The organism is Haladaptatus rarus (assembly GCF_054177585.1).
The window spans coordinates 148,212-157,514 of the sequence record NZ_JBPEHG010000010.1; the positions used below are offsets into that span (position 1 = coordinate 148,212).

Annotated in this window: 8 protein-coding genes and 2 pseudogenes; 4 read left to right on the plus strand and 6 right to left on the minus strand. The window is 54.0% G+C overall.

Annotated elements, in window-relative coordinates:
• Positions 1-4: 4 nt before the first annotated feature.
• From ACR3FE_RS19470 to ACR3FE_RS19485, 4 genes and pseudogenes are all read left to right on the plus strand, one after another.
• Positions 5-1,786 (plus strand): annotated as a pseudogene (locus ACR3FE_RS19470) (type B DNA-directed DNA polymerase); the annotation flags it as partial.
• A gap of 86 nt (positions 1,787-1,872) precedes the next feature.
• A complete protein-coding gene (locus ACR3FE_RS19475) occupies positions 1,873-3,168 on the plus strand; it encodes an O-acetylhomoserine aminocarboxypropyltransferase/cysteine synthase family protein (RefSeq protein WP_458209164.1) in 1,296 nt (431 codons plus the stop codon).
• 1,025 nt (positions 3,169-4,193) lie between these two features.
• Positions 4,194-5,489 carry an RNA-guided endonuclease InsQ/TnpB family protein gene (locus tag ACR3FE_RS19480; RefSeq protein WP_458209166.1) on the plus strand — a complete coding sequence of 432 codons (1,296 nt, stop codon included), beginning with the start codon at positions 4,194-4,196 and terminating at the stop codon, positions 5,487-5,489.
• Positions 5,490-5,777: 288 nt separating this feature from the next.
• Complete coding sequence (locus ACR3FE_RS19485; RefSeq protein WP_458209168.1) at positions 5,778-6,173, plus strand: hypothetical protein; 396 nt, start codon at positions 5,778-5,780, stop codon at positions 6,171-6,173.
• A gap of 59 nt (positions 6,174-6,232) precedes the next feature.
• Here the strand turns inward: ACR3FE_RS19485 and hepT are convergent, their stop codons facing one another.
• From hepT to ACR3FE_RS19515, 6 genes and pseudogenes are all read right to left on the minus strand, one after another.
• The gene (gene hepT, locus ACR3FE_RS19490; protein ID WP_458209169.1) at positions 6,233-6,664 is read right to left on the minus strand and encodes a type VII toxin-antitoxin system HepT family RNase toxin; all 432 of its coding nucleotides are present in this window, start codon (positions 6,662-6,664) and stop codon (positions 6,233-6,235) included.
• Positions 6,665-7,099 (minus strand): type VII toxin-antitoxin system MntA family adenylyltransferase antitoxin, encoded by a 435-nt coding sequence (gene mntA / locus ACR3FE_RS19495; protein WP_435158939.1) that lies wholly within the window; start codon positions 7,097-7,099, stop codon positions 6,665-6,667.
• Between the two features lie 206 nt (positions 7,100-7,305).
• Positions 7,306-7,860, minus strand: coding sequence for a dihydrofolate reductase family protein (locus ACR3FE_RS19500; protein ID WP_458209171.1), 555 nt, complete (start codon positions 7,858-7,860; stop codon positions 7,306-7,308).
• A 547-nt stretch (positions 7,861-8,407) separates the two neighbouring features.
• Entirely contained in the window at positions 8,408-8,701 is a 294-nt protein-coding gene (locus ACR3FE_RS19505) for a hypothetical protein (RefSeq protein WP_458209173.1), read from the minus strand.
• An 84-nt stretch (positions 8,702-8,785) separates the two neighbouring features.
• Positions 8,786-9,184: a type II toxin-antitoxin system VapC family toxin gene (locus ACR3FE_RS19510; RefSeq protein ID WP_458209174.1), complete on the minus strand. Its 399-nt coding sequence runs from the start codon at positions 9,182-9,184 to the stop codon at positions 8,786-8,788.
• 26 nt (positions 9,185-9,210) lie between these two features.
• Positions 9,211-9,303, minus strand: a pseudogene (locus ACR3FE_RS19515) (IS1595 family transposase); the annotation flags it as partial.

Below are 9,303 nucleotides of genomic sequence, written 5' to 3' on the forward strand. Positions count from 1 at the left end.
CGCGATGGCGTACAAGTTCGACTATCTCGATGGCGAGGTACTGAGATGGTCGCTGACCGAATCGGGCGCTGAGTACGAGGTCGACGAGTCGTACACGCCAACCATCTACGTCTCGACACACGGTGCTGGCTCACTGTCCGATGCAACGGCGGCCCTGCGTGACCATCCTGCCGTCGCTCACGTCACGAGTGTCGAGGAACGCATTTCCTTTCGACACGATCCCGAATCGGTACTCCGAGTGGATGTCGTCGATCTCGACGCCATCACCGAGGTTGCGTCGATGATCCGGCGATGGGGCTCGCCGGGCGAGTATCGATGCTACAACGTCGATTTCTCCCGTGAGTTCCGCTATTGCCTTGAGAACGAACTTTCACCGCTTCCTAAGAGCGACCTCTCACAGCTGCACATCACGGTGCCAGAGACGGAACTCGCACGCGAGACGGTCACCGAACTAACCATCGACGAAGAAGTGGTGACTGGTGACGGAGAAGCCATATTGGACACGCTCGCAACGCGTGTCGACCGTGACGACCCTGATGTCCTGATGCTGAATACCAGCGACGTTGTTCCCGTGCTGTATCGCCAGGCAGACCGCCTCGATATCGATTTCCACCTCGGCCACCTTCCCGGTTGGCAACAACTCGCTGGCGAATCGACGTACACGAGCTACGGTCGCGTTGGCCACTCACCGGCCCGGTACAACCTTCTCGGCCGAGTCATCGTCGACAAGTCGAATACGTTCATGTGGAATCAGACGAATTTAGATGGCTGTCTCGACCTCGTTGAGCGGTCAGGCAAACCACTGCAGGAACTGTCGTGGTCGTCGATTGGGAACATTCTGACTGCAATCCAGATCCAAGAAGCTCGGGAACGAAATGTGCTCGTCCCGTGGCGTTCGTGGCGTCACGAGAAATTCAAAACGATGCGCCAATTGCACGATGCCGACTGAGGTGGGTTCACCTTTGCACCGGACGTCGGGCTGCACGAGGATGTCCACGAACTCGACTTCTCCTCGTTGTACCCGAATATCATCGTCACGCGGAACGTGAGTCCGGAGAAAATTCGGTGTGAGTGCCATGCTGGTCGGGAGGACGTGCCAGGCATCGGGTATTCGATTTGTGACGAACGGGGGTATCTTCCGGATGTGCTAGAGCCGCTGATCGAGGATCGGGATGCGATCAAAGCCGAGATTCGTGAGACTGAGGACGAAGAGCGTCGCGAGGAGTTGGAAGGCCAATCGAGTGCGATCAAGTGGATTTTGGTGTCCTGTTTCGGCTACCAGGGCTTTTCGAACGCGAAGTTCGGGCGGATCGAGTGCCACGAAGCAATCAACGCGTATGCTCGGAAAATATTGTTGGAGACGAAAGCAGTGCTCGAGGAGCATGGGTGGCGGATTGTGCATGGCATCGTCGATAGCGTGTGGGTGACTCCGATCGAAGGCGAAGAACAGACGTCACTGTCCGAGCTTGTCTCGGAGATTTCCGAGGAGGTGGAGATTCGGCTCGAACACGAAGCCCACTACGACTGGATATCGTTCGTTCCGTTACGTGATTCGAATGCTGGTGCATTGACGAAGTACTTCGGGAAAGTTGCTGGTGAAGATGAGTACAAGTATCGGGGCATCGAGTGTCGCCAGCGAAGTTCGCCGTCGTATATCAACGATGCGCAGAAAGCGTTGATTCAAGCGGTCAATGCGTATCGTGATCTAGAGACGGTTTGTGAAAGTGGGCCGTGGGTTGATCGGCTTGAGCGGGGAGCGGTCGATCCGTATGAGTTGGTGATTACGACCGGCAGCCCAAAATGCTGTCAACGATCTCGGCAAGCTTTCCCTAAATAAGTTCATATAATATCCCAGAATTCATTTAGGAATGCATGAGCGACGATCCTACTGATAGTTCATTCGCTACTGATTCACTACACGCCGGTCAAGATCCCGATCCTGTGACTGGGGCACGAGCGCCACCGCTCTATCAAACCACTTCATACGTCTTTGAGGATGCTGAAGATGCAGCAACCCAGTTTGCGCTCGAGAAGCCTGGCTATATTTATTCTCGGTTGATGAACCCGACTCTTGAAACACTCCAAGACCGACTTGCCGCTCTTGAAGGAGGAGTAGGTGGCGTTGCCACCGCATCTGGGATGGCTGCTCTGAATCTCGCAACGTTCCTACTGGCAGAGGCTGGCGACAATATCGTCACAGCCTCTTCATTATACGGAGGCACCTACACGTACTTCACCCATTCAATCGAACGGCGCGGCGTCACGGCCAAATTCGTCGACACACTCGACTATCAGGCATACGACGATGCCATCGACGACAATACGGCCTATGTCCATCTTGAGACGATCGGGAATCCAGCCCTCGACACACCTGATATCCAGCAGATCGCCGACATCGCTCACAACCACGGCGTTCCCTTGCTCGTCGATAATACCTTTGCGACTCCCTACTTATGTCGTCCACTCGAACATGGAGCAGATCTCGTCTGGAACTCGACCACAAAATGGCTACATGGCTCTGGCACCACTATCGGTGGTGTAATCGTTGATGGTGGCACGTTCCCTTGGAGCGATTATCCAGAAAAATATAGTGAGATTGCTCAAGATAATCCCGCCTATCACGGTGTCAACTTCGCAGAAACATTCGGCGACGAGGCGTTCACATACGCTGCGATCGCCCGTGGACTTCGTGATCTTGGAAACCAGCAAGCACCCTTCGACGCTTGGCAAACCCTACAAGGACTCGAAACACTCTCCCTTCGGATGGACCGTCACTGCGAGAACGCAATGGCAGTAGCCGAATATCTCCAGGACCATGAGGATGTTGCGTGGGTGAACTATCCCGGCCTATCCTCTCACGAAACCCATGATACGGCCACCGAATACCTCGAAGGTGGCTATGGCGGCATGATCACTTTTGGCCTCGCCGACGGATATGATGCTGCGCGAAAAACCGTTGAATCGACAGAGTTGGCGAGTTTGCTTGCTAATGTTGGTGATGCAAAGACACTCATCATTCATCCAGCTAGTACAACCCATCAACAGCTTACAGACGCTGAACAGGCTGCTTCCGGCGTCACTGATGATCTTGTTCGTCTTTCTGTGGGTATTGAAGATCCTGGACAGATCATTGCTGATCTTGAGAACGCTATCGACGCCGCCACATAGACGGCTCTTGTCGTTCCGGTACCGAGCCGATAATCAGAAAGGATCGACAAGTGGTTGAATATCGACGATGCGCAGAAAGCGTTGATTCGAGCCGTGGATGAGTCTCGTGATCCAGAGGCGGTTTGTGAGGAATTGCGGTCGTGGGTTGATCGGCTTGAACGTGGGGCAGTTGATCCGAGTGCGTTGGTGATCACGAATCGCGTTTCAAAGAAACGGGAGGAGTACACGCAATCGACCCGGAGTGTGGCGGCGTTGGAGCGAGCGGCTGAGTTGGGGTTGGCGCGTGCCCCTGGTCAGAGTGTGTCGTATGTAGTAGTGGATGATTCGAAGAAATCTCGTGAGCAGGTGCAGTTGGCGGGTGAGGAACTTGGTGAGTCTGATCTCGGGTTCTATCGGGAGTTGTTGGTTCGTGCCGCAGCGAGTGTGTTGTCGCCGTTGGGGTGGCGTGAATCGGATATTGAGAAGGAGTTGAGACAGTATACCGAGTCCAGTTTACAGTCATTCGGTTAACACGATATGAAGGATATGCAAACGTACCTGCTGTTTGCTCGTGCCGTGAAGAACTGTCTGTGTCGAAAGAATCACGCTATGTCTGCATCAGTTGTCCCTGTTAACGGAGCAACACGGAACACATAGTCTGCATAGACGCCATCCAGATTAGTGGGACTTTCTTCAGCCGCATGCCTTTGACAAAGACGAGCTTCTGCCTCAACAGCCCCGTGACCCGTTTCTTCTTGGTAGCGTTCAAGGACGATAAACTTCGCCAGCTCGTCGCACCCACGACGGTGACACGTCGGGTGCGAGTCCGAATTTTCTTCTCTCACGTATCGAGAATCATCTGCTTCGTTCTGGTCGTCACGTGGTTCTGTTTCGTCCATCCGTTCACACGATTGCAAGGAGGAAGCCCACGGCTTCAGCCGTGGGAGGAATCCGACAACAGACAATCCAGCCATCAACAATCACAGGTTGACTCCCCACACCAACCCGGATAATTATAAAGAGATAGTTCAATATGTGAAATACCGATGGGGGTGATTCGCACCGTCAAAGTCAAACTCGACATCCCCAGCGAGCGGTGCAACGACCTCCATCAGACGAAAGATCAGTTCCTCCACTGTGCGAATACCACCGCAGAGTGGGCATGGGGACACCCGACCGACTACTGTGTGACCTCGAAACAGAACGCCGAGAACGCCCTGTACGAGCGGCTCCGAAACGAGACGGAGTTGACGGCAAACCTCGTCCAGAAAGGGATTCGACGCGCTATCGAGGCCACGAAAAGCGGTGTCGCACGGCTCAAGAAAGGTGACAAAACGAGTCAACCGCACTTCGATGCGTGGAGCGTCGTCTACGACAAACGCTCCGCGACGTTCCACCGCGACCACGTTTCGCTGTCCACAGTAGACGGTCGCGTTGAGTGCAACTACGTGATTCCCGACGACGCCGAGAGAACGCCGATTGGCGAGTACCTGCTGAACGGGGACTACGAGTTCCGTATGTCCACGCTACAGTACGACCGCCAAACGGAGTCGTTCTACCTCCACGCACGGATGCGCCGAACTGAAACCAACGAGCAGGCCGCTATTGATTCGTCCGACTCCAAGCACAGAACAGTCCTTGGTGTTGACTTGAACGTGGATGGCTCGCTCGCTGTAACTTCGACAGGCGCGTTCGTCGGGAACGCCGACGAGATGAATCATCGACGACGAGAGTTCGAGAAGACTTGTGGGTCGATGCAACAGGCTGGTACGCGCTCTGCACACCTATCGATTCAGTCGCTGAAAGACCGCGAACATCGCTGGATGCAAGACGAGTTGCACCGAGCATCCAATCAGATTCTCGACGAAGCTCGTGACCACGGGTGTACACATATCGCGTTCGAGAACCTGACCGACATTCGCAAGCGGATGGCTGGTGCAAAGCGATTCCACGCGTGGGCGTTCCGACGCCTCTACCAGTACGTCGAATACAAGGCCGAGATGTACGGTGTCGTGGTCAAGCAGGTGAGTCCTGCGTACACGTCTCAGCGGTGTTCGTCGTGCGGGTTTACACACGAGAATAATCGACGGTCGAAGCACCAGTTCGTGTGTCAGAAGTGTGAGTACGAACTGAACGCGGACTACAACGCGAGTAAGAACATCGCTCGTAAACTTCTCAAGAAACTCCACTCGGGGCAGACGTCTCCGAGTGGAGGCGCACCCTGTCAGTGTGCGCTACCGTCAGGGACGCTGAACCTAAACGGCGAGTTCCACGCCTCCGTCGATTCGACGGCAGAAGGGGAGTCCACTGACAAGCCCACGACGTCAGTCGTGGGTTACTGACGGGCTTGTTCAACTTCCCACGCTCGCTGGCGGTTCTCTTCGTCATGAGCTTGCTTGTTTCGGCTCTTTTTGTTGTCCGCCATATCATATTTAGGTGAACGAAAGGGATAACGCTGTGGCCGGCACTCGGGACTTTTTCACCAGTGATTCTTGTGTTCTCACACGGACATTGTGAGACGGAAATTCGCCTACCGGAGTGGACTACTTCGCTTCTTTGAGATTCTCAAACAGTCACAGAACATCCGGACGAATCTAGAAGGTGATTTTCATTATGTTGGATGTCTAACTATGCCTGGCATGATGCTCCGTCTGCTCCTTTCAGCTATCGGTCTCACCGAACTGCTTTCACCAAACGCGCTTATCGATCGTGCCGAGCAGCTCGCACTTGACAATCCCGATGACTGTGAATTACGGTCGTGGGTTGTTCCCGGTGCGCGGATTGAAGGACTCCTCATCTTAGTTTCCATGTGGCGAAGCGATCGCTCGTATTCTTCATTTAAGCAATTTCTCGGTGTTATTGGACTTCTTGCGCTGGTGTTCCCACATGCTTATGTTGACTATGGAAGCCAGCTTGCGTACACCGATGCCAGCGACTGTCGATGGAAACCGTGGGTCTACGTCGGTACCCGGTTGATCGGAGTATTGTATGTGATCATCGCTCTCAACGAACTATGGAACGACTGATCTGGATGTTGGTTACAGGATTTCGAGGAGAAAGCCCACGACTCCAGTCGTGGGAGTAGTCACGTACTGTGCTGTTGCTGGAACCACTGTGCCAACTCCTGTTGAAACCGCTCAAACCACTGGAGGTCGTCTTGAAGGACGTCAAATACGACCTCCTGATCAACGTCACCGTAACGATGGGCGAGGATATTACGGAACCCAACGGCCTCCTCCAGCTTCATCTGTGTTTCACTTGTGATGATCCCTGCCTCACCAAGCGCTTGGATTTCTTGTTTTGCCGTTTCACTCGATGAGAGATCCTCTGTGGCACGGATGTGCTGGGCGAGATCGAGACACGCTTGGATGAGATTCATCAGTGTTCGCTCGACTGCCCGCTGCCGAACCATGTCGTTCAGATACTGGTCTCGTGACTGTCCACGCATCTGCCGCAAATCGTCGGTGTATTGGTTGATGTATTGGAGCTTATCGACGAAAATCTCCTCATCGACCATCTATACGTCACCGCTCGCAAGACGGTTGATGAATTCCTGACGTTCCCGCTTTCGCTCATCGGCGGTTGCATCGTACTCTTGTTCGATTTCCGTTCGATAATCGTCTACGGCTGTTTCATCGCCGACGAGGAGTATTCCATCACGAACGGCTGAATGAACGACGTTCAATGGGAGCTGTTCGATGTCGCTTACGTCCACAAAGCCCTCGGCATATGCTTGGAGGTCAGCATCGATACGATTCCGTCGTTGAAACCGCTCACGGGCATCAAGCTGGTCTGGAAAGTGGAGTGCAATATCGACATCGGAGGTCGGTGTGGCCGTCCCGCGTGCATGGGATCCAAATAGGAGGGCGAACGTGACTTCAGTCTGCGAAAGATAGGACTGGAGCCGAGTGACATCAATGCCGTCGATGTCCGTGTCGCTCGTCCGCTTCATGAGTTAGTGTTTGCGAGCGATGACTAATATACTTACGTTGGCTCCATCTCGGTCGAGTGCTAACGATGCAGAAGACGGGAAGGTGGATCTCTCCTGTAGGATCCCGTAAGTAGAAGACGCGAACATGGTCTTCAGAATCAAACCGCACTCTCCTGACGGTGACTTCTCGGTCGATCTATTCCGATGCCTAGTTAGGGGTGATTTGGTCATCGGAGGCTGTAGTCGACTAGGACGGAGCCGTCCTCGAAACGACGTGTCGTGTTGAGAGCGAGGTCGATCCGCGTTGCGTCGGGGAGGGTTCGGGTTCCCCCACCGACGACCGTCGGGACCAAGCGCAGTACATACCGGTCCACCAGACCTGCCCGGATGGCCTCGGAAGCGAGACCGGCGCCACCGATGGACAGGTCGCGGTCAGCCTCGTCTTTCATTGTCTGCACGACTTCGGGGTCGAACGTCCGCTCCAGACGGGTCCGCGGTTCCAGCACGGTGTCCAGGGTAGTTGAGTAGACGACCTTGTCGGTATCCCCCCACGCCTCGGCGAACTCGCGTTCTACCTCGGAGAGGTCGTCGAGGGGAAAGGTGTCCCACACCCGCATCGTCTCATACATGCGACGGCCGATAAGGGAGGTGTCGACCGATTGTTGGAAGTCGTTGAAGAAGGCATGCGCGTCCTCAGATGGCTCTGTCCAGTCGAAGTTGCCGTTTTCGTCGGCGATGTAGCCGTCGAGTGATGAGTTGATGAAGTAGATGAGGTTGGCCATGGAATCCTCTTGATCGTCGCGCCTATTCAATATAGACGACAGAAGGGGCGGAAACTGATCAGACGATCTGTATCTACAGACGGTTCAAGGCGAGTGCCTCAGGGCTTGACCCCGAGGCGGTTCACGTTGCGCACCTCCTCGAAGGCAGCCACAACCCCGGATGGGACCGCCGCTATGTGAACCCGGTCTCTTTCATCTGTAGATAACGCTCTGCTGCATGCATCCTCTCTATCTTACGCACCATTCATAACCGGTGATTAGTGGGTAATGTTCACCCGCTAGCTCGTCAGCTCGGAACACTTTGCTACGTTCTCAACCAAGCCGTCCTCGACTGTCACTAGTAGGAGTAGTCGATTATACCGTTGTAATAGAGGGGGATCGCGAGAGCGACCCCCTCCATTTCGCAGAAATAGACGCAGAAAAAGACACACACCACCGTAACCAACCGATTACTACCACCATGTGTCACCGGCAATGCGGTGTGAATCTCTTAGGTGGAACCGCCCGAGTGGGGGTACGTCGAACCCCCGTGATTACAACACTATAATCAGCGCCCTCCGTTCACTCCCGCGTTTGCTTCGTGTGCTCGCATCCACCCGGCTAAGTCGGGATGAGCGAACGTGATCTCGATGTGATGCCCGCCAACGCCCATTGCATCATCCACACACAGCGTCCGTGACTCTTTGTAGGTCACGCCGGGAACCCGTTCGGCCATCTCCTCCATGACGCGATAGCCGTCGTTCTTGTACGCGCAACCGTAATGCGTCGCGACTTCTCGATAGCCCAATCGTGCGACCATCACGTCATTCGTCTTGGCGACGTTCTTCGCATGCTCAAGCACGTCAAGGTATTTGTCCTCGACTTGCTGGGTATTTATTTGCGTTAAAAAGACAAACGCCAGTACTTACTGGTTCAATAACGTTATCTATGAATCGTCGATGATTTCTTCCGGTGAGCGCGCACCTGCTTCAATAAGCTCCTTGTCGAACGAGACTAATGTCGTATCTTGGCTCTCGGCACACGCCAAAATAAGACAGTCCATCGGATAGAGTAGAGTTTCCTGATGTCGTTTATTTGCGGCAAGCATATCGGATGCATCCGGAACGACAATTTCAACCTGGGATGTAACCCGTCGCTCCAATTCGGCCACACGCTCTTGTTTGAGCTGCTTCTTTTTGCCAAGAACACTCCGCAACTCCATCACATTCAGCAGCGAGGTATAGAAGTCTGCCTCGTGATTTAGAAAGCCGACTGCAACCTCTCCCCTGTTTGGTTCGTCTGTAAGTGCTGCAATGAAAATATTCGTATCGTCAAAATATCTCATCGCTCATGTGTAGCACATTGTTGATTTCAGAGAGTCGCTTTGACAGCGTGTTTGAGTGCTTCTCGACCGGGTTTTCTGAAGAGTTCGCTGCGTAGCTGAAAGGCGCGGAGATACTGTGT

Excerpts from the sequence above, each read along its gene's own strand:
- mntA (WP_435158939.1), bottom strand. The coding sequence starts at position 7,099 with ATGAAGCGGACGAGCGACACGGACATCGACGGCATTGATGTCACTCGG.
- ACR3FE_RS19475 (WP_458209164.1), top strand. The coding sequence starts at position 1,873 with ATGAGCGACGATCCTACTGATAGTTCATTCGCTACTGATTCACTACAC.
- ACR3FE_RS19510 (WP_458209174.1), bottom strand. The coding sequence starts at position 9,184 with ATGAGATATTTTGACGATACGAATATTTTCATTGCAGCACTTACAGAC.
- hepT (WP_458209169.1), bottom strand. The coding sequence starts at position 6,664 with ATGGTCGATGAGGAGATTTTCGTCGATAAGCTCCAATACATCAACCAA.
- ACR3FE_RS19500 (WP_458209171.1), bottom strand. The coding sequence starts at position 7,860 with ATGGCCAACCTCATCTACTTCATCAACTCATCACTCGACGGCTACATC.
- ACR3FE_RS19485 (WP_458209168.1), top strand. The coding sequence starts at position 5,778 with ATGCCTGGCATGATGCTCCGTCTGCTCCTTTCAGCTATCGGTCTCACC.
- ACR3FE_RS19480 (WP_458209166.1), top strand. The coding sequence starts at position 4,194 with ATGGGGGTGATTCGCACCGTCAAAGTCAAACTCGACATCCCCAGCGAG.